At 55.4% G+C, this 19,623-nt stretch carries 17 protein-coding genes; 3 read left to right on the top strand and 14 right to left on the bottom strand.

The features are described from left to right. Positions 1-63: 63 nt before the first annotated feature. The 4 genes from prpC to ACAM29_RS05705 form a co-directional block, all read right to left on the bottom strand. Positions 64-1,194, bottom strand: a complete 1,131-nt coding sequence (prpC, locus tag ACAM29_RS05690; protein WP_206841451.1) for a 2-methylcitrate synthase — start codon at positions 1,192-1,194, stop codon at positions 64-66. A 54-nt stretch (positions 1,195-1,248) separates the two neighbouring features. Beyond that, complete coding sequence (gene prpB / locus ACAM29_RS05695; RefSeq protein WP_206841449.1) at positions 1,249-2,142, bottom strand: methylisocitrate lyase; 894 nt, start codon at positions 2,140-2,142, stop codon at positions 1,249-1,251. Further along, a complete protein-coding gene (locus ACAM29_RS05700; protein WP_206841446.1) occupies positions 2,135-2,857 on the bottom strand; it encodes a GntR family transcriptional regulator in 723 nt (240 codons plus the stop codon). Before ACAM29_RS05700 ends, prpB begins: the two co-directional genes overlap by 8 nt. Before the next feature lie 130 nt (positions 2,858-2,987). Further along, a complete protein-coding gene (locus tag ACAM29_RS05705; protein ID WP_369623490.1) occupies positions 2,988-3,854 on the bottom strand; it encodes an alpha/beta fold hydrolase in 867 nt (288 codons plus the stop codon). Between the two features lie 106 nt (positions 3,855-3,960). On the opposite strand from ACAM29_RS05705, the gene pabB reads away from it, so the two are divergent. Next, a complete protein-coding gene (gene pabB, locus ACAM29_RS05710; protein ID WP_369623491.1) occupies positions 3,961-5,340 on the top strand; it encodes an aminodeoxychorismate synthase component I in 1,380 nt (459 codons plus the stop codon). Between the two features lie 33 nt (positions 5,341-5,373). Here pabB and ACAM29_RS05715 read toward each other — a convergent pair whose 3' ends face one another. From ACAM29_RS05715 to rluC, 5 genes are all read right to left on the bottom strand, one after another. Continuing rightward, the gene (locus tag ACAM29_RS05715) at positions 5,374-6,609 is read right to left on the bottom strand and encodes a peptidoglycan DD-metalloendopeptidase family protein (RefSeq protein WP_354407499.1); all 1,236 of its coding nucleotides are present in this window, start codon (positions 6,607-6,609) and stop codon (positions 5,374-5,376) included. Between the two features lie 43 nt (positions 6,610-6,652). Next, positions 6,653-7,270, bottom strand: coding sequence for a bifunctional phosphoserine phosphatase/homoserine phosphotransferase ThrH (thrH, locus tag ACAM29_RS05720; protein WP_091824308.1), 618 nt, complete (start codon positions 7,268-7,270; stop codon positions 6,653-6,655). A gap of 97 nt (positions 7,271-7,367) precedes the next feature. After that, positions 7,368-8,342 carry an HTH-type transcriptional regulator CysB gene (gene cysB / locus ACAM29_RS05725; RefSeq protein WP_091824311.1) on the bottom strand — a complete coding sequence of 325 codons (975 nt, stop codon included), beginning with the start codon at positions 8,340-8,342 and terminating at the stop codon, positions 7,368-7,370. A gap of 87 nt (positions 8,343-8,429) precedes the next feature. Beyond that, positions 8,430-9,536 carry a DNA-binding protein gene (locus ACAM29_RS05730; RefSeq protein ID WP_369623492.1) on the bottom strand — a complete coding sequence of 369 codons (1,107 nt, stop codon included), beginning with the start codon at positions 9,534-9,536 and terminating at the stop codon, positions 8,430-8,432. A 16-nt stretch (positions 9,537-9,552) separates the two neighbouring features. Continuing rightward, positions 9,553-10,521 carry a 23S rRNA pseudouridine(955/2504/2580) synthase RluC gene (gene rluC / locus ACAM29_RS05735; RefSeq protein WP_369623493.1) on the bottom strand — a complete coding sequence of 323 codons (969 nt, stop codon included), beginning with the start codon at positions 10,519-10,521 and terminating at the stop codon, positions 9,553-9,555. Positions 10,522-10,989: 468 nt separating this feature from the next. On the opposite strand from rluC, the gene rne reads away from it, so the two are divergent. Further along, complete coding sequence (gene rne, locus ACAM29_RS05740) at positions 10,990-14,262, top strand: ribonuclease E (RefSeq protein ID WP_369623494.1); 3,273 nt, start codon at positions 10,990-10,992, stop codon at positions 14,260-14,262. 75 nt (positions 14,263-14,337) lie between these two features. Here the strand turns inward: rne and murB are convergent, their stop codons facing one another. Further along, complete coding sequence (gene murB, locus ACAM29_RS05745; protein WP_091824323.1) at positions 14,338-15,357, bottom strand: UDP-N-acetylmuramate dehydrogenase; 1,020 nt, start codon at positions 15,355-15,357, stop codon at positions 14,338-14,340. Then, positions 15,350-15,841 carry a low molecular weight protein-tyrosine-phosphatase gene (locus tag ACAM29_RS05750; protein WP_369623495.1) on the bottom strand — a complete coding sequence of 164 codons (492 nt, stop codon included), beginning with the start codon at positions 15,839-15,841 and terminating at the stop codon, positions 15,350-15,352. The genes murB and ACAM29_RS05750 overlap by 8 nt, the downstream gene beginning before the upstream one ends. Before the next feature lie 506 nt (positions 15,842-16,347). Here ACAM29_RS05750 and ACAM29_RS05755 point away from each other — a divergent pair. After that, positions 16,348-16,560 (top strand): hypothetical protein, encoded by a 213-nt coding sequence (locus ACAM29_RS05755; RefSeq protein ID WP_369623496.1) that lies wholly within the window; start codon positions 16,348-16,350, stop codon positions 16,558-16,560. On the opposite strand, the gene ACAM29_RS05760 is transcribed toward ACAM29_RS05755, so the two are convergent. The 3 genes from ACAM29_RS05760 to ACAM29_RS05770 are packed head-to-tail and all read right to left on the bottom strand — an operon-like array spanning position 16,557 to position 19,621. Next, complete coding sequence (locus tag ACAM29_RS05760) at positions 16,557-16,790, bottom strand: hypothetical protein (protein ID WP_369623497.1); 234 nt, start codon at positions 16,788-16,790, stop codon at positions 16,557-16,559. The genes ACAM29_RS05755 and ACAM29_RS05760 overlap by 4 nt on opposite strands. Beyond that, positions 16,783-17,127, bottom strand: a complete 345-nt coding sequence (locus ACAM29_RS05765) for a hypothetical protein (protein ID WP_369623498.1) — start codon at positions 17,125-17,127, stop codon at positions 16,783-16,785. The genes ACAM29_RS05760 and ACAM29_RS05765 overlap by 8 nt, the downstream gene beginning before the upstream one ends. A gap of 37 nt (positions 17,128-17,164) precedes the next feature. Continuing rightward, positions 17,165-19,621, bottom strand: a complete 2,457-nt coding sequence (locus ACAM29_RS05770; RefSeq protein WP_369623499.1) for a hypothetical protein — start codon at positions 19,619-19,621, stop codon at positions 17,165-17,167. Positions 19,622-19,623 lie beyond the last annotated feature (2 nt).

A 19,623-nucleotide genomic window follows, 5' to 3' on the forward strand; every position in this document is an offset into this window, starting at 1 on the left:
AGGGGCATATGGCAGCGGCTGCGGACGCAGACCGCTGCAACCAGGGACGATCAGACAGCCTGATCAGGGACGGTCTTCGATCGCAACCCATTCGGCCGACTCGGGACCTGTGTAGTCAGCGGACGGACGGATAATGCGGTTATTGGCACGCTGCTCCATCACATGCGCTGTCCAGCCGGCTACACGCGAACACACGAAGATCGGCGTGAACAGCTCGGTCGGGATACCCATGAAGTGATAGGCAGACGCGTGGAAGAAGTCGGCGTTACAGAACAGTTTCTTCTCGCGCCACATAACCGCTTCAACACGCTCGGAAACCGGGTACAGCACGGTATCACCCACCTGCTCGGCCAGTTTCTGTGACCACTCCTTTATGATGGCGTTACGCGGATCGGAGTCACGGTAGATCGCATGACCGAAGCCCATGATCTTGTCCTTGCGTGCCAGCATGCCCATGATCGCCTCTTCCGCTTCGTCAGCGGACTTCCAGTTTTCGATCATCGCCATGGCGGCTTCGTTGGCACCACCGTGCAGCGGGCCACGCAGAGAGCCGATAGCCGCAGTTACACAGCTGTGGATGTCAGACAGGGTGGAGGCACATACGCGAGCGGTAAAGGTGGACGCGTTAAACTCATGCTCAGCGTAGAGGATCAGGGATGCATGCATCACCTTGACGTGCAGCGGCTCGGGCTTCTTGTCGTGCAGAGTCCAGAGGAAGTGCTCGCCAATTGAGTCAGCGTCGGTTTCGGTGTTGATGCGCTTGCCGTGGTGGGCAAAGTTGTACCAGTAGTTGATGATCGACGGGAAGGCGGCCAGCATGCGGTCGATATGATCGTGCTGCTCGGAGAAGTCCTGCTCGGTTTCCAGATTCCCCAACATTGAACAACCGGTGCGCATTACATCCATCGGGTGCGCATCCTTGGGGATCTGCTCCAGCACGGTTTTCAGTGCATCCGGCAAACCACGCATACCCTTCAGTTTCGCCTTGTAGCCGTCGAGTTCTGCCTGGTTCGGCAGTTTTCCGTACAGCAGCAGATAAGCCACTTCTTCAAACTGGGCCTTGTCAGCCAGCTCCTTGATGTCATAGCCGCGGTAGGTCAGGCCGGCACCGCTTTTACCAACGGTACACAGAGCGGTTTCACCAGCGGACTGTCCACGCAGACCGGCACCGCCGAGTTTCTTTGCTTCTGCCATCTGTCTCTCCTTCAATCTGTTGTCGGGAGGTCAGACCTCCCGATACCGTGATTCTTATTTGTTTTTGCCTTCTTTGAACAGCGCATCCAGCTTCTGCTCAAAGTCGTGGTAGTTGAGGAAATCGTACAGTTCCATGCGGGTCTGCATGGTGTCGACAACCGCTTTCTGGTCGCCATCTTTCAGCAGGTGTTCGTATACATTCAGTGCAGCCTTGTTGGCGGCACGGAAGGCTGACAGCGGGTACAGCACCATAGTGGCACCAGCCTCACCCAGCTCTTTCTTGTTGAACAGCGGCGTGGCACCAAACTCGGTGATGTTCGCCAGCAAGTGAGAACCGTTGATGCCGTTGGAGAAGGCACGGTAGTCATCCAGCGTGTGTACGGCTTCGGCAAAAATCGCATCGGCACCGGCTTCCAGGCAGGCCTGGGCACGCTCAACAGCGGCATTCAGCCCTTCCATCTGGAACGCATCAGTGCGTGCCATGATGAAGAAATCATCATCGGTACGGGCATCAACGGCTGCCTTGACACGATCAACCATCTCTTCAAGGGATACGATCTCCTTGTTGGGACGGTGGCCACAGCGCTTCTGCGCAACCTGGTCTTCGATATGAACGGCCGCAGCGCCACCCTTGATCATCTCTTTTACGGTACGGGCGATGTTGAATGCGCCACCCCAGCCGGTATCGATATCAACCATCAGTGGTGTATCGACGGCACTGGTGATGCGACATACATCTTCCAGCACATCGTTCATTGAGGTCATGCCCAGATCAGGCAGGCCGTAAGAAGCGTTGGCAACACCACCACCGGACAGGTAGATCGCCTGGTGTCCCACTCGTGTAGCCATCATTGCATTGTAAGCGTTGACGGTACCAACGATCTGCAGCGGCTGGTTCTCAGCCAGCGCTTTACGGAAGCGCGCACCCGCAGTCATTTTCTCAGCCATGTTTATCCCCTTCAGGTTTGGTCACTGTATCCAGTTTGTCTTCGATGTTGCGGCGTGCGGCACTGATATGACGACGCATCAGCATCTCGGCCAGCTCCTCATCTCGTGCCTCGATTGCATCGATAATCTGACGATGCTCCTTGAGGGCACGCTTGGGGCGCGAGCTGGACACACTGAATTGATAACGGTACATACGTACCAGGTGGTACAGGTCGTCACCCAGAAGCTCCAGCAGTTTGGAGTTCTTGCTGCCCTGTACAATTCGGTAATGGAAATCGAGATCACCCTCCTTCTGGAAGTAGGAGCGGCCTTCGCGTTGCTCAATGGAGGCTTCATGCTCATCCAGCAGGCGCTTCAGACTCTCGATCTCGGCATCTGTCATGTTCTTGGCGGCCTGTCGGCATGCCATGCCTTCCAGCGCTTCGCGAACGCGGTAAATCTCGATCAACTCGTGCGCACTCAGCTTAACCACCCGAGCCCCTACATGCGCCTTGCGCTCAACCAGGCGCCAGCCTTCAAGGCGGCGAATGGCTTCGCGCAACGGGCCGCGGCTGATACCATAGGTTCTGGCCAGCTCGGGCTCGCTGATCTTGTGACCGGGCGGAATTTCACCCTTCACAATGGCCGTCACGATCTGGCGGCACACTCGGTCAGCCAGCGTACGGGCTTCCGGTTCAAGCGGCACCACTTTCGGATACCCGATTTCTTCACTCACGTCAGCTACAACCCCTGATCAAGATTGTCGACAATATTTTCAGAAGCAACGATACCCATGCCAAAAAGGGGCGTCAACCTGATCTGGCTGAAAAATTGTCAACATCAGACAAAAGTCTAGGGGCTTTCCCTCAGCATTCGCACAGGTAGCGTGCGAGTTCCGCATTCATGATGCGGGCGATCTGTCGTGGCTTCTGGAACGGTAATGAATGATCGGTTCCTGGCACCATAAAGTAGTGCCAATTGGGCATCTGTTCAGCCAGAGTCAAATGCAGCTGATGCATCAACTCCACACTCAACCCTCCGATAAAGCTACTCACATCCCCTTGAGATGCCAGTAGCGCATCACGGTCGATACTGTTGATAGCAGCCGTTACGGCGTCCAATGCATGAGCAAAGCCCAGCGGCCGACGCGCCAATCGACTGACTGCAACCGATTCTGTTTGCGCACTTGCCTTGCGGTTCGGTGAAATAGTGTCGAGGAATTGACGTATCCCCTGCTCCCGGTCATCAGAGCGCAAATGCACGGCCGCGCTCGAATAGCGCTGTCGCAACTCAATGGTGCTGACCCAGTCGGGCCGATCCAGCACAGCCGACTCCAGTAAAAACTGTTTGCCGACACGATCTGGGTAACGCTGCTTGAGCAGCATGCTCACGAGCCCACCCAGGGAATAGCCTCCCAGGTCGAACTGCCACCACCCAAGCTGGTCGAGTAGCGCAGACATGTCACTGACCAAAGTCTGCACGCTAAAGGGGTGCTCGCCCCCATCCGGGAATGCACTTTGCCCTGCGCCGCGCAGATCCGGCACGAGGATCTCCTGCCAGTGCTCAAGAAAGGCGGTCAGCATGTGCCAGGTGTCTTCACCTGCCACACCCGCACCATGGATCAAAAGCAGTTTGCGGCCATTGTGCAGGACTGGGTTGCGGTACAGACGGTAATGAAGGTGCTGATCCGGCAGTACCAGTTGATGCTCACTGATGACGAAGGGGTGTTTCATGCTGAACTCCTGACTACACAATGAAGCAATTATACCTATGTGCGGCAACGGACTCGCCCCCCGCCGGGGACAGGAGTAAAATGAGCTTTTTGCGTGAGGATCAAGGGTGATTCAATATCAGTCGCTACCCTATCCGCTGGATGCACACCGGATCTTCGAGATCATGCGTGATCTTGGCGAACCTGTCCTGCTTGACAGTTCACACCCCGTCGCTCACTGCGGACGCTACGATATCATTTCGGCCGCTCCCGACCTCGTAGTCCGCTTTGGCCCCGAGGGTCTGGAGATCAATCGAAACGATATCGCCCTCGACACCAAGGAAGACGACCCCTTTGCTTGCCTTGAGAATCTGCTTGCAGAGATTGAAATACCCACGACAGATCCGGATATACCGTTCAATGGCGGCTTTATCGGCACCTTCAGCTATGATCTGGGACGTGCGCTTGAGCAGCTGCCCAGCAAGGCTCAGGCTGATATCAATTTCCCATGGCTGCGGGTCGGCCGTTATCTCTGGGCTGTTGTCATTGACCATCAGTTGCAGCGCAGCTGCCTGATGCACCACCCCAAAGTGAATGAGACCAGCCTGCAACAGGTCCAGCAGCGGCTCGCGCAGAATCTCACGGCGGACAGCGTGCGGCAGGCACACCCGTTTGTACTCACAACTGCGTTTATCAGCAATATGGACCGTGCAACCTATGGCCAGGCACTGAATCGGATTGATGACTACATCCATGCGGGTGACTGCTATCAGATCAATTTTACCCAGCGCTTCTCCGCCACCTGCAGCGGTGACCCTTGGTTGGCATATCGCGCCCTGCGTAAAACTGCCCCCACTCCCTTCGCCGCCTTCCTTGAGTCGAACGACGGTACGATTCTGTCACTTTCGCCCGAGCGTTTCCTTGAGGCTTCTCGTGAAGGCAAGATTGAAACACGCCCCATCAAGGGTACACGACCGCGTGCAACCAACACAGACGAAGACCAGTATCTGGCACAGCAACTGCTGCAGTCGCCCAAGGACCGTGCTGAAAACCTGATGATCGTAGACTTGCTACGCAACGATTTGAGCAAAAGCTGCCTGCCTGGCAGTGTAAACGTGCCCGAGCTGTTCAGCATCGAGCACTATCCGAATGTGCACCACATGGTCAGCAGCGTTTGCGGTATATTGAGACCAAGTGTGACTGCAGTTCAGCTGCTGAGAGACTGCTTTCCGGGCGGCTCAATCACCGGCGCCCCCAAGATTCGCGCCATGGAGATCATCGATGAGCTGGAACCTCAGCGCCGTTCCATTTACTGCGGCTCGATTGGCTACATCAGCGCCTGCGGCACAATGGATACCAGCATTACCATTCGGACGCTACTGGTACAGAAAGACAGGATTTATTGCTGGGCGGGGGGAGGAATTGTCGCCGATTCGGATATCGACGACGAATATCAGGAATCCTATAACAAGGTCAACAACCTGTTGCAGACCCTGGAACAACTGTAGAACCGTTTGAGTAATGGAAACGGGAGAGAGAGGTTAGCTCTCCCCCATCTGTGCCAAGATGCGATTGCGCAGCTCGTTAAACGCCACACGATCCTTGTCACCCACAGCCTCGGCAACAGGGATCGGTGCACGCATGGCATCAACTGGACGGCCGCTGATATGCAGCTCATAATGCAAATGCGGACCGGTAGAGCGCCCTGAGTTTCCTGACAGGGCGATTTTCTGCCCCCGACTCACAGTCTGCCCCTTGCTGACCAGCGATTTGCTCAAGTGCAGGTATCGGGTACGGTACTTTTGACCGTGTTCAATCACGATATACAAACCCGCGTAGGGGTGGTTCTGCACCCGTGTTACCACACCATCCCCGGTTGCCAGAATGGGGGTACCGATCGGAGTCGCGAAGTCGGTACCGTTGTGAGGTCTAACACGCCCCGTGACAGGATGCTTGCGATTGGGGTTGAAGGGCGAACTGAGACGAAACTTGCGCTCAGTGGGATAGCGCATGAATGCCCGCGCCAAACTCTCGCCATTCAGATCATAGTAATGGCCATCAAACATGAAAGCGGTCAATTCACGCGCACGGTTGATAATCCGCAGCCCTTCCAGTCGTGAGTTGCCTGTCGGCTCGCCATTCACGAACTGCTCGGCACGCACGACTTGAAACAGGTCGCCTGCACGGAGGTCGCGCCGGAAATTGATCTTGTCTTGCAGCAGGTTTGAGATGCGCTGAACCTCAAGCGCATTGAGCCCTGCATTTTTGGCAGCCACATAGAAGCTGCCGTTGATTTCGCCCGCGATGAGCTCTTCTTTCCACTCGCCTTCAAGCAAATTCTCGTGATATTCAAACGTTTCATCACCAACACGGCTGAACACCACTTGGTGGGCTGGGCTGAAGATCAATTCCAGCTTGCTCAGCGCCCCCTCATTAAGCCAGAACGCCAACTGATCACCAGGCTTGAGTGTATCCAGAGCAAGAATCGAAACATCACTTTCGAGTACCTGATACATATGTTTCTGGGGTATACCCAGCATCTCAAAGATGGTACTGAGAGTATCACCAGGCTCAATGGTATAGACAAAGTCAGCCGGCTCAAGATCCTTAACCTCTTCAGCATCTGCAGAAGAAAGGTCGGATACTTCAGGCACCGACAACCGCAGTTCAAGTGGAGCTGACAGTGGTTGATAGGACAGCAGACCGGCTGCTACCAGGGATACAGGCACTGCAACACCGAGGGCCAGAAGCAGGCGTTTGGGTCTTATCATCTTCATGCTCTTATCCTCTGTTGTAGCATCCGCTGCTGTCGCCGAGTCATTAGACAGTCAGGTTACGTACGCTGGCATCAACAAAAGCCTGCTTCAGGTCTTCGTAGGTATGTACAGCCGGGAATTGTGGGAACTCAGCGATGACATTATCCGGTGCGTGGAACAGGATACCGGACTCAGCCTGCGTCAGCATGGTCGTATCATTGTAGGAATCACCGGTTGCGATCACACGATAGTTCAGCAGTTGAAATGCACGTACAGACTGGCGCTTCGGGTCGCGCTGGCGCAACGTGTAGTCGGTGATGCGCCCTTCATCATTCACTTCCAGCTTGTGGCAAAGCAGAGCCGGGTAGCCAAGCTGCTTCATCAACGGAGCAGCAAACTCATAGAAAGTATCTGACAGGATCACCACCTGGAAGCGCTCCCGCAGCCAATCGATAAACTCACGGGCTCCTTCAAGCGGAGTCAGACGGCTGATGGTGTCCTGTATCTGAGGCAGAGTAAGGCCATGCTCATCTAGAATGCGCAGACGCTGCTTCATCAGTACGTCGTAATCCGGGATATCCCGGGTGGTGGCTTTAAGTTCCTCGATACCGGTTTCTTCAGCAAATGCGATCCAGATTTCGGGAATCAATACACCTTCAAGGTCAAGACAAGCCAGTTCCACGCGGGACGCCTCCAGTCAGTTAATAAATTGCTCCACAATTTACCCTGTCATTCAGAGGCTTTCAATGCTCAAGGCCTGTTACAGCGGGCTTTTACGCTTAATGCTCAGGCAGATTGAGGCCTTCAAACAGCGCATCAACCTCATGCCGGTTGCTGCACGCCTGTACCTGACGTACCAGATCAGGTGTCAAATGAGGTGCAAAGGTTTGAATGAAGTCGTACATGTAGCCACGCAGGAAAGTCCCTTTGCGGAAGCCAATGCGGGTGATGCTGTGCTCAAACAGATGGCTCGCATCGAGCGCGACCAGGCCTTCATCTTTGCCTTCCTCAAATGCCATGGTGGCGATGATGCCAACCCCAAGGCCCAGACGTACATAGGTTTTAATTACATCCGAATCAACGGCGGTCAGCACCACCTTGGGCTCCAGGCCACGATTGCTGAAAGCCTCGTCCAGTTTTGAGCGACCGGTAAAACCGAATACATAGGTAATCAACGGCCATTCGGAGAGTGCTTCAAGCGTCAGCTCCGGCAGCTCTGTCAGAGGATGCCCTTTTGGTACGACAACAGATCGATTCCAGCGGTAACAAGGCATCATAATCAGATCACTGAAGTGGGACATGGCTTCAGTTGCAATGGCAAAATCAGCCGTGCCGTCAGCGGCCATCTCAGAGATCTGCATAGGCGTGCCCTGGTGAATATGCAGGGACACATCAGGGTAGATTTTGATGAAATCGTGGATGGTATCCGGCAGCGCGTATCGAGCCTGCGTATGAGTGGTTGCTATTTCCAGCTTGCCCTTTTTCTCGTCACTGAACTCCTGAGCAACCTGGCGAATTGCATCACACTTCTGCAGCACTTCTCCCGCAATGGCAAGAATCGCTTCGCCAGCGGGGGTTACACGGGTCAGATGCTTGCCACTGCGCGCAAACACTTCGACCCCGAGCTCGTCCTCAAGCAGTCGAATTTGCTTGCTTATGCCCGGCTGTGATGTGTACAGGCTTTGTGCCGTTGCCGAGACGTTGAGATCGTGATGAGCAACCTCCCAGATGTAACGCAGCTGCTGCAGCTTCATCGAAAAACCCTTGGAGTTATTAGATATTTATTTAATATAACACTATAGAATAATGAAGAAAATCCCCTTGAATACAAGGGTTATCTTTCAGGCCCGATTTTTCAAGCGTTTGTTTTCCTCTTCCAGCCCCGCCACTCGTTTCTCCAGTGTTCCTGCACGCCCTTGAGCCTGGAGCAGCTGCTCTTCTTTCTCTTTAAGCAGGCCGCGAAGCTGATTCTCGCGACGGCCGCTCTCGCTGTTAAGGCCAACCTGCTTCTGGTTCAGTCGCTGTAATTCTTCTTCAAGCTGCCGTACACGTTCTTCGAGACGCTTGCTGCGGTTGGTCTCGGTAAGAAGCTGCGCATTGAGCTGCGCGAAGTCTCGCTGCTGCTGAACATCCTGCGCCTTCAGTTTGCGCAGTTCCTCATCCTGACTTTTGATTTGAGTTGTCTGGGTTTCCACTTTGACATCGCGTCGTGCCAGCAGCCCCTGAAGCTCATGTATATCTCGGGTCAGCTCACCTTCTCTGCGCCCGGATTCATCACGCAGTTTTTCAAGCGCGTTGCGATAGTAGCGGGTATCAACTTCAGCCTTGGCAACCGTTTCCAGTCCGTGTCGCTGCTCATCACGAATACGCTGATCAAATACACGCTTGGCATCTTCGTGTGCCTTGCGAAGGTGCGCCAACTCCTGGTCGGCATTGGAGCGCAGCTGCTCTTCCTTTTTTCGCAATGTCGTTTCGTTACCCAGGTTCTGACGCAGTACCTGAATTTCCGCTTCCAATGCCTGAGTCTGCTCACGCGCCTGGTCGAGCTTGACTCCCTGTTCTCGGTAACGGGCTTCCAGCTCCCCTACTTCACCTTGAGTACGGCGCAAGGCGTCGTCACAGGCACGCTGTGCCTGATCCAGTGAAGGATCCGGGCGCTGCATCTGCAAGCTTAGTTCGGTGTGGGCTTCCTGTACCGCCTGGTGCCAAATTCTACTGAACGTCTGTTTCATCGCATCCGGCATATCGGGGATGTGAGGACTGGTATCACTAAGACGTACACGCGCTGGAAGTAACTGCCACCACTCAATCAGCCCCGTGTTAATTGTCTGTACCGCGTTGCACTGTTCCCCCAGGTCAATTTTCAGACGCTCCGGGGTGGGCGCTTCACCCGCCAGAAGACAACGATCGGCAGCAGCAAAAAGAGCCGCTTTCAGTTCTTTATCCATACTCGCTTCATCCTTATCACTGCGGGTGCACAACTGAGAGTTGCTGTAGCGAAGTCGCTGTCGCTTCGTCCAGAGGCGCATCGACCTGCAGTTTGTCACCATCAGGCAGAGTTAGTTCAAGGCGGGCTGCATGCAGCATGAGGCGCCTCAACCCAAGCTGACGAAAGCCGCTGTTATCCTCGTCGGGAGTATACTTGCTGTCACCAACTATCGGGTGCCCTGCAAATTGCGTGTGAACCCTGATTTGATGAGTGCGTCCTGTCAGAGGTCTTGCCTCCACCAGAGTCGCAAGATCCCCAAAGCGCTGCAACACCTTAAACGACGTAATGGAAGCTTTGCCGTCAGGGTGTACTTTGACCATGCGCTCCCCCGATTTGAGTTCAAATCTCTGTAGCGGGGCATCCACCTGGTTACAGCGAGCCGTCCAGCGGCCGACCACCAGCGCGTGGTAAATCTTGCGAACCTTGCGTTCTCTCAATGCTTCATGAAGGTAGCGCAGCATGCTGCGCTTCTTGGCAACCATGATGCAGCCTGATGTATCGCGATCGAGCCGATGCACCAGCTCGAGGAAACGGCAATCTGGCCGCACCTGCCGCAAGGCTTCAATCAGGCCAACGCTAACACCGCTGCCGCCATGAACAGCAAGCCCGGTGGGTTTGTTAATGATTAACAGGCTGTCACTTTCGTACAGAATGGCCTCTTCCAGATGATCTGCCAGTCCTTGCCCGACAGGGGCGGCCTCGCCACGCTGCGCTGTTCTGATCGGTGGTATGCGTACCACATCACCCGATTCCAGCCGAGTGTCCGGCTTTACTCGTTTCTTGTTAACACGGATCTCGCCCTTGCGAAGAATCCTGTAAATCATACTCTTGGGCACACCTTTTAATGCAGTGCGCAAAAAGTTATCGACTCGCTGGCCGGCTTGATCCACATCCACTTCCAGATAACGGACCTGATGCTGCTCATTTTCTGCTGTATGCGTCATAAAGACGGACTGACTCTCAATTGATGCCTATGGGGTTAACTGTTATATTCTACCGATGCCGCAGGCGGTTGGCTTTAGTAAATTTGGAATCCATGCAGCCGGCCCCGCCATTTAATTCAGGATGAGTGGCCGCTCAAGACCCCGACCCACGGCAGAATACTGAGATCCCAACATGGGATCACAAACTTTTTACGTAACGCTTTCACGGCCTTCGCCTGACAGGAAGGTCCAGTTGGAGGTGAAGACGCACGCTGACCAGGAACCTGCCCGCACCATCAGGGCAGCCACAGCCAGAACCTATAACGACATGGGTCAGCGTTTCCTTCATCGCCGATATGCAGCACGCCGTTTGCGTGACTGCAGGCAAGACTGCCACCCGCGGCTGCCGATCCAAAGACTGGACATCAGACTCTTTACCCTCTGCTTGTGAAGGGCGTAAAGCGTTGCGTTTATGAGAACGCACATAACATGAAAAGAATGCTTATCAACGCAACTCAGCCCGAAGAGTTGCGCGTTGCGCTGGTTGACGGCCAGCGTCTGTTCGATCTGGATATAGAATCTGACAGTCGCGAACAGAAAAAAGCCAACATCTACAAAGGCCGCATCACCCGGGTTGAACCCAGCCTGGAGGCGGCTTTTGTTGATTTTGGTGCAGAGCGCCATGGCTTTTTGCCGCTAAAAGAGATCGCCCGCGAATACTTCTGCAAACAGCCCGAGCGTGGCCAGCGCCCCAATATCAAGGAGATGGTCAAGGAAGGCACTGAAGTCATTGTGCAGGTCGACAAGGAAGAGCGTGGTAACAAGGGTGCAGCGCTGACTACTTTCATCAGCCTTGCTGGTCGCTATCTTGTTCTGATGCCGAACAACCCACGTGCCGGCGGCATTTCTCGCCGCATCGAGGGTGACGACCGCGCTCAGCTCAAGGAGGCGCTGTCAGGTGTCAACATCCCCGACGGTATGGGCGCCATTGTGCGCACCGCTGGCATTGGTCGCAGCTCTGAAGAACTGCAGTGGGATCTGGATTACCTGATCACCCTTTGGGATGCCGTCAAGGAGGTTAATCAGCGCCCCGCCCCCTTCCTGGTCTATCAGGAAAGCAACGTGGTCATTCGCGCCATCCGTGATTACCTGCGCGCTGACATCGGCGAAGTGCTGATTGACAACCCAACCGTTTACGAACAGGCCGTTCTGTTTGCACAGCAGGTGATGCCGAGTTATGAGAACCGCATCAAGCTGTACAAGGAGCAGACTCCGCTGTTCAACCGCTTCCAGATTGAAAGCCAGATCGAGACCGCGTTTGAACGCGAAGTCAAACTGCCTTCCGGTGGCTCCATTGTTATCGATCCCACTGAAGCGCTGGTATCTATCGACATCAACTCTGCCCGCGCAACTCGCGGTGGTGACATCGAAGAAACCGCATTACAGACCAACCTGGAGGCGGCCGAGGAGATCGCACGCCAGCTTCGCCTGCGTGATATCGGCGGACTTATCGTAATCGATTTCATCGATATGACGCCGATCAAAAACCAGCGTGAAGTGGAGAACCGCCTGCGCGATTCACTCAAACTTGACCGCGCCCGCGTTCAGATGGGACGAATTTCACGCTTCGGTCTGCTTGAAATGTCACGTCAGCGTCTTCGTCCTTCACTGAGTGAGTCTCGTGGCATGGTCTGTCCGCGCTGCCACGGTCAGGGGACTATTCGCGATACGGAATCACTGGCACTGTCGATTCTGCGCCTGATTGAAGAAGAATCCTCCAAGGATCGCACATCACAGATTCGTGCCATCCTGCCAGTCACCGTTGCCACCTATCTGCTCAACGAAAAACGTCATGAGGTGCACAACGCCGAACTGCGTCATCAGGTGCGTGTCGTTATCGTACCCAACCCGAACATGGAAACACCGCACTACGAAGTGGTTCGCCTGCGTGACGATCATACAATTGCCACCACCCATGATGCGAGCTACACCCTGCAGCCAGAGATCGAGGTAGAAACACCTGATCCTGGTCGTGTCGTGCCGGTGAAGCGCGAGCAGGCTGCCGTGAAAGCGGTTGTACCACCCACTCGCGCACCACAGGGAAAAACCGAAGCAAACACTCCCGTGGCAGCTCCTGAAAAGCCCACTGCCCAGACCCCGTCTGTCACAGCAGCACCTGCCGCCGCTTCGGCTTCTTTTGGTGAACGCGTACTGACTACATTGCGCACTCTGTTCGGAGGCAAGGCCGAGTCTGCTCCAGCCAAGGATAATAAGCAGGAAGCACAGCCCAGTATCTCAGGCAATAATGATGCAAACGACAACCGCACCAGCCGAGGCAATCGTGACAGCGGTCGTGACAATAAGCGCCGCGCACGCGAGCGCCGCGAGAATGATCGTCGCCGCAACAGCCGTGAGCGTCGTGACAGCGATGAGGTGATTACGGTTGAACGTGATGCCAATCTGCCACCGATTGGCGAAACCGGCAACGGAGACAAAGACAAGAAAGAAAACAATGGCCGCAGCCGCCGCCGTCGCAGTCGCAACCGTCGCGATGAGCAGTCACCCCGTCAGGAGAATACCGCAGCTGAGGACAACCAGAGCAGTAATACACCTGAAAGCAAGTCTGAGGCACTGCAATCTCAAGCACCCCAGGCCGAGGTAACAGAAGAAGGCAGCCGCAGCCGTCGTCGTGGACGCCGTCGTCGTAACACCGAACAACGCAGCGCCACTCGTACACCTCTACCTCAGGAAATGCGTGACGAAAAGGCTGAAGACGAAATTCAGACTCTGCTTGCTGAAGACAAGATCACCAATGCTACCTTGGCAGTGCCTGATGATGCTGCTGAGCAAACTGAAGTGGTGACGGCCGAGGTCAGCCCTGCAGCGATGCACGATTCTGCAGAGCAGGTACACGCTGCCGCCAAGCCGCAAGTCGCTGAGACAGCCACTGAAGCGGTAGAGACCTTGGCTATCGAAAACGAGCCTTCGACAGCACAACAAGAGTCGTCTACCAAAGAGGAAGCCGTTTCGGCAGCCACTTCTGCTGAAGCAGTGCCGGATGTACCAGCACCGGAAGAGACTGCGACATCATCTGCCACGGAAGCCGAGCCAGCTGATGAACAGCCCTCTGCTGTAGAAAAAGCTGCAGCAGCCGAGCAGTCTGCTTCAGTCGACACTGCCACTGAAGCGGAAAGCAACGAGCAGGCCGATAACAGCAGCGAGCGAAAGCGCTCCAGTCGTTCACGTGGACGTGACCGTCGTGGTCGTGGCAAGTCTCGTCAGGATAAGACTGCCGATGCAGAACAGACCCAGCCTGCGACTGATGCCGAAAACAGTTCGGCTGCAGAAATGGTTGAAGAATCAGTGCAGTCAGTACCTGACACCGCTGTCGAACTGTTTGCCCAGAGCGAGGACGACACACCCAAGGTGGCTGTTGAGTCCCCCGCTACCGATCAGCACAGTGATCAGGAAGCGAACCGGAATGAGGCTGCAGAAATAGACCCGGCTACAGTGGAAACTCTTGCGGTAAAAGCGGAGCTGCAGCCAGCTGAGTCTGAGTCTGAGTCTGAGTCTGAGTCTGATAATCAGCAGCCTGCTGCAGCCGAAGAAAAAGCTGAAACTGAAGCCAATGAGACAAAGGCCGAGGCAGACGATACAGCGTCTACCAAGCCCGTGTCTCGCCGCCGTGCTCGTCGTGCGCCCAATGACCCACGCGAAGTGCGCCGTCGTCAGCAGGCAGACAATAAGGACGGTGACCTGTAAAGCTCACAGATAAAAAAACCGCAGCGGCGAACGCCCCTGCGGTTTTTTTTATCCGTTAGTTACTGCACATTGCGATCAGGGATAAAAACGTGGCTCCGGTTCCAGAATGACGCCGAAACGCTCCTGCACCACCTTTTGCACATGCATGGATAGATGTTCAATATCCTCACGGTGAGCAGCGCCAAGATTTACCAGCACCAGCGCTTGCTGGGCAAACACGCCAGCGCGATCGAGGGCAAACCCTTTCAGACCACATTGATCGATCAGCCAGCCTGCAGCCAGTTTATAACCACCGGTGTCAGCATAGGCAACGAGATTCTGGAACCGATGCTTCAGTTGCTCATACTTCTCAACCGATACCACCGGGTTCTTGAAAAAGCTGCCGGCATTACCGATGTCTAAGGGGTCAGGCAGTTTCGTACGACGGATTCTACACACTGTATCGAATACACGCTCCGATGTGACAGGACCGTCGCCAAGCCCATCTCTCAGGCCTGCATAGCTCACTTCCGCTGTGAACTGCCGCGCAAGGCAAAACTCCACAGCCGTGATAACGTACCGCTCAGGCTCACTGCTTTTAAACAGGCTGTCTCGGTAACCAAATCGACACGCCTCTGGGGTCAGGTCACGCTGGCGGTGCTCGTGTCGATCAAACACTTCGACTGCACTGATTCGATCCTTCAGCTCAACCCCGTAGGCACCGATATTTTGTACCGGTGCCGCTCCAACGGTTCCAGGTATCAGGGCAAGATTCTCAAGTCCGTAGAGTCCCTGCCTGATTGACCTTTCAACTGTTGCATGCCAATTTTCCCCGGCCCCTACACGCAAACGGACATGATCTCCCGGCAGGTCAGACAATTGCCACCCACGAATCATTATCCGCGCAACAAGCCCCGGCACACGATCAGCCAGCACCAGATTGCTGCCGCCACCAAGCAGCAACAGCGGCATAGGGTGATGTTTCAACCACTGCTCCAGTTGCTTCAACTGATCAGCGGCATGAATTTCAGTGTAGTACTCAGCCACTGCTGGCAGCCCGAACGTATTCAGGGCCTGCAAGGGATATTCAGTCCTGAATTGTAGCGATTCAGTCACGGCACCCACCAGAGCGCAGGTGTCGCAACAGGCCTGCAGAAGCCGCCTCTACCAAATCGAGTACCTCATCGAAGCCTTGTTCACCGGAGGTGTAATAGGGGTCTGGCACTTCGCGAACACGGCTGTTGGCTGCAAATTCCAGAAACAGGCCAAGATGGCCACGAAAGTCTGTAGGACAGCGCCTGCGAAGCTCGCGCAGGTTGGCGTCATCCATCGCCAGAATATAGTCAAACCGACCAAAATCCTCATCCTCAACGGTCCGAGCACGCAAGTGCTCAAGTGAGTACCCCCGCCGTGCCGCTGCGGCTCGAGTACGTGGGTCCGGCGCCTTGCCAACATGCCAGTCACCGGTACCCGCCGAGTCAACATCAACCCTCATGCCGCCATTGTCTTGACTCAACAAATGCTCAAACACGCCATGTGCCGTTGGTGATCTGCAGATATTGCCTAAGCAAACGAACAAAACAGAAGCTTTCTCTTTCAAAACAATACCTTATATACAAAAATGGCTCTATACAAAGCAGTAAAAAAGACCACTAACTGGCATTATAAAACAAAAGGTTGCAGAATAGTTTTAAGAAGGAAAAAACGGAAAAAGCAGCCGTGCACATACGCCACGCGACAAAGACGCGGATTACGTGGCAAGCAAGCTGGGGCTGTAATTCAGAAACACATAGAAAGAGATAGGACAGCAAATTCAGCATGTTACGAGCGACCTGTTTTTCTATCTCTTTCTGATGACCAGCTAAAGGTTTCGCACTTTTCGCACGTACATCGCACGGGCTATATCAATAAGGAGACAGCTATGACAGAACTTCAGAAGATATTCATTGTTACACGGCCTGACGAAAAGCCAGAGCTGCGTATTGATTGGGATAACGACAGACACCTCGCTGTTGTGATAGCAGAACCTACGCCTGAGTCCGTAGCTTTCGCGTTGCGACAAGCGACACTCATAATTGAGTCGGACATAAAGAAAGGATTGATATAATGCTTGAGGAGAAAATCGCTCTATACAAAGAGCTGCTTGCTTCTGAGAAGGCGTCTTTAAAAGTGGAAGAAGCTCTGCTGAGAGCGATGTGGCGCGACAATATGCCTAAAGAAATGAGAGCTGCTCAGCAGGTAGAGATACGTCGAAAAAAAGACTTGATTACCGTTTTTTCTGAGTTCATCGAAACGCTTGAGTCGCTAAAAAGCAATTAGTACAGGATTAGATTGTGCCTCGGAAGTGCCTGAGTCTTCTGCACCACCTCCCCGCCTCTGATAAACACAATTTCCCCCGCCGCGGCCCCCACTCCACCATCGCGCACGTTTACCCTATCGCCGCTCAGCAGCTCCACAGTCACGTTGCTGGGGTTGATACTGATCACCTCTGCCACCAGCGTGGCGTCCCGCTCCAGTAGGTTCTCAAACTGCTTCCAGATGTTAGCCACGGCGTTTTCTCTTCAGCATATCCGGGTAAGCAGCCTCAAACGCTTCTCTTCCACCTTCTGTGGCTTCCAGATCCCACAAGGCTTCATAGGTGCACAGAGGGCATTCAAGGATAGATGAATCAGGGTCATACTTCTCTGCCAGGTGCTTCAGCAGGTCAGCTTCGGCCTCACTGCACATGGTTTTTTGCGCCAAGGCCAGTGCAGATTTAAACCCGCTAATCCATGCCTGGATAGACTCCTCCTGGTGGCCAGGAGAAATCAAATCCCACTCTTCTATCTCTGTGCTACATGCGTGCCTGGCGATCGCTTGTAGCTCTTCGTTGGTCAGTTCTTTCATCTTCTCGCTCCAACTCATGTGATATCAGTATACAGCTTTACGCCATACGCCTCTGCACACCCAGCTGCTGCCGTACTTTGATCTCGGTATCACTGCTGGTGGCGGTGATGCTGGTTCCGTCAATTATGACCGGATAGGTGTCGTCTGTGTCTTGGATCTCCACCAGATGCCCTGGCAACAACAGTCCCGGTGCTTGTCCGGATTGGGTCAGCATTGTGGTGATGTTCATCTCCTCCCAGGTGCCGCCTTCCGCAATCAGTGCCCGGCATCGCTGATATCCTACGTCGCTATGGGTGATCAGGTCATCGGTGGCCATTGGGGCGAGGATATCGCCTGCTGTGCCGTCGCGGGTGACAGTAACAATCACGCCTCCGGCTAGCCCTCCGGTGACGATGGCGCGGTTGTAGGCTGGCTTCTCCCTGAAACCCCCGCTTTCCTGAATAATGAAATCAGAAGGCAGAATTGCATCGAGTGCGGTGGTCGGCTGGCTCCAATTGTGCGGGTCCACGCGGTAACGCGGGCTGACGATCAGTTGCTTCAACTCTGGGTGGCTCTGCAGCATGTAGCCGGCGGCTTCGGCCAGGCGCTTGATTGCCGAGATGGGGTTGAGCTGGTTATAGCTGTAGCTGCCGGCGGGAATCAACCAGTCTTGGGCGTTCCATTGCAAACTAAACCCTGTGTTGGCCAGTTCCTGCTCGGCCAGTGCAGCGGCGCTGTAAGCCGCAGTCAAGGCCTTACTGCGCAACGGCGCATGAGGGTCTGACAGCCATGCAGTGCGGCTACGGCCACTGATCGTGTAGCCAGTATTGCCGTGCTGCCGGTTGCGGCCATAGGACTCCACCAAAGCAGTGAAGGTGTGGCCGTTAATCTCGCATGCGATCTCTTTCAGCCCGTTGCTGGTGGGCTTGATGATCGCCAGATCGGCGTCGCGCTTCAAATTGGCGGTGAAGCGCCAGCCCCAAGAGTCGCGGTCGGTACTCCAGACGCACTGGGTGGCCTCAAACTCGGTGCCGTCAGGCAGCCGGTATAGGGTGATGTTCGGCATAAACAGGTAGACCTCGTGTATGATCGGCTGCTGGGGTCGCTCGGCGGGTTCGGGCTGTTCGTTGTCCCAGCCTCCATCCCATCCATAGTCTGGCGTCGGGCGGCTCCAACTCCCTGCCCCCCAGGGGTGTTCGGTTTCCAGGTCGCTGTGCTGCATCTGGTCATGTGCCCCGACCCATGCGCTGTCGCTGGGCCGGTTGGCTTCGACGGGGTTGGGTGGCCATGGCACTGGATCTGTAACATCTTCCTCGGTCACTTCCCCAAAATTCACGTTCCGGTAGTGCCAGCGCTGCCACTGTCCGCTGTTGGTCCATTCCAGATAGCTGCTCGGTTGCGGCTGGTCGTATCCACTGGGGCAGTCCAGATCGGCGCCTGTAGCTGCTTGGGTGTACGTGCCCGGCTGCAGCGGCGGCCACTCTTTTGGCGGTGCTGGCACCCAGTAAGTGCGTGGCTGAAACAGTTCGGTGCTGAACCACGGCTGCTGCTGCCCACGATCCTTTGCGGGCGGGTATATGTACTGGGATTGCGGCTCGGCTGCTGGAGTGTGCTCGAAATCACCCCAAGGCTTTGCCTGTCGCAAGTCAAGCGCCGGTGGTTGGGTGTAGCCCTGTTGGTTGTCTCGGTCGGCGCTATCGAAGGTGCCCCACGGCAGTTGGTCGGTACCGTCGAGCTGCTGCATTTGGTTGTGCGGCAGGTCTGTGTGGCTGTCTATTCGCTGGGCGTCTTCCCAGGTGCTGCCGGTGGTCTGGTTTACACGCTCGGCGTTCTGCCACTGACCGTGGTACTGCTGCGGCTTGCTGGGTGCATCGTTCCAGCCCATACGGGTGCCGAAGCCCCCACCCTCGGTGGTCAGGGATGCGCCGGGGATGCGCTGGCCCCACTCTACGCGGATACTGACGGTAGCGGCCTGACCGGTGGCATTGATGCTGATCGGATAAACCGGCACCTCGGCATCAATGCGGATCTGGCTTTGGCTGCTGGGTGCATGGGCGTTGATGCTTAGGCGGGTTGCTGGTGCGGTTGGATTGATCTGCAGGTGCAGGCTGGACGCTGGCCCGGCTGCATTGATGCTTAGGGTGGTGCCGGGGTTGAGGACGCTCAGGCGGATCTGGGTGGTACTGGCCGGGGCTGTGGCGTTGATGCTCAGGCCGATGAACTCAGGCGGCAGTACCGGGAAGCCGAAATTGCAGGCGTCAGCGGCTGGTGCCGCGTACCCGGCCGGGCAGTCCAGGTGGAGCTGGTCATGGGCTGGGGTCTGGTAATCGGCCGGAAATGCGACGATGTACGCCGGGGGTGCTTCGTAACCGCTCGGGTTGTCCAGGTTCAGGGCGTTGGGCAGCGGTGTCCGGTACGGCAGCTCAAACGCGGTGCTGTCGGCTCCCGGTGGAGTGTAGCTGCCCTCCTGCGCCAGATCGAGCTGGTGGTGGGCGGGCGTGTAGTAGGTCTGCATCG

The sequence above is a fragment of the Marinobacterium sp. BA1 genome, from assembly GCF_041155135.1.
GTDB lineage: Bacteria > Pseudomonadota > Gammaproteobacteria > Pseudomonadales > Balneatricaceae > Marinobacterium > Marinobacterium iners.

Coding starts and splice junctions, on each gene's coding strand:
- prpC (WP_206841451.1), bottom strand. CDS start 1,194: ATGGCAGAAGCAAAGAAACTCGGCGGTGCCGGTCTGCGTGGACAGTCC.
- prpB (WP_206841449.1), bottom strand. CDS start 2,142: ATGGCTGAGAAAATGACTGCGGGTGCGCGCTTCCGTAAAGCGCTGGCT.
- ACAM29_RS05705 (WP_369623490.1), bottom strand. CDS start 3,854: ATGAAACACCCCTTCGTCATCAGTGAGCATCAACTGGTACTGCCGGAT.
- ACAM29_RS05715 (WP_354407499.1), bottom strand. CDS start 6,609: ATGAAGATGATAAGACCCAAACGCCTGCTTCTGGCCCTCGGTGTTGCA.
- cysB (WP_091824311.1), bottom strand. CDS start 8,342: ATGAAGCTGCAGCAGCTGCGTTACATCTGGGAGGTTGCTCATCACGAT.
- ACAM29_RS05730 (WP_369623492.1), bottom strand. CDS start 9,536: ATGGATAAAGAACTGAAAGCGGCTCTTTTTGCTGCTGCCGATCGTTGT.
- rluC (WP_369623493.1), bottom strand. CDS start 10,521: ATGACGCATACAGCAGAAAATGAGCAGCATCAGGTCCGTTATCTGGAA.
- rne (WP_369623494.1), top strand. CDS start 10,990: ATGAAAAGAATGCTTATCAACGCAACTCAGCCCGAAGAGTTGCGCGTT.
- ACAM29_RS05755 (WP_369623496.1), top strand. CDS start 16,348: ATGCTTGAGGAGAAAATCGCTCTATACAAAGAGCTGCTTGCTTCTGAG.
- ACAM29_RS05765 (WP_369623498.1), bottom strand. CDS start 17,127: ATGAAAGAACTGACCAACGAAGAGCTACAAGCGATCGCCAGGCACGCA.
- ACAM29_RS05770 (WP_369623499.1), bottom strand. CDS start 19,621: ATGCAGACCTACTACACGCCCGCCCACCACCAGCTCGATCTGGCGCAG.